The 229-nt window shown below is 71.2% G+C and carries 1 protein-coding gene; it reads left to right on the top strand.

What is annotated here, in order from left to right; all coding sequences use genetic code 11:
- The coding region (locus tag AAEY88_RS15790; RefSeq protein WP_350563921.1) for a hypothetical protein at positions 1-229 on the top strand (229 nt) is incomplete at both ends.

The following is a 229-nucleotide window of genomic DNA, read 5'->3' as shown; positions in this document are numbered from 1 at the left end:
GGTTACCACCACCGATGCCACCCAGTGCACCGGTTACCGTGCCAACCACGCCACCGAGACCGCCGGTCGGATCGCCGACGCCACCCAGAGCGCCCGTCACCGTACCGACTGCGCCGCTTGCGGCGTTGCCCACCGTCCCGACAACACCGCCGAGACCGCCGGTCCCGCCGCCGACACCACCCAGTGCGCCAGTCAACGTCGCGACCGCACCTGTGGCCGTGTTCGCTAC

It is taken from the genome of Psychrobacter sp. CAL346-MNA-CIBAN-0220 (genome assembly GCF_040309805.1).
Taxonomy (GTDB): domain Bacteria; phylum Pseudomonadota; class Gammaproteobacteria; order Pseudomonadales; family Moraxellaceae; genus Psychrobacter.
The sequence above is the reverse complement of the archived record's forward strand: the minus strand, read 5'-3'. Positions and strand labels throughout refer to the sequence as shown.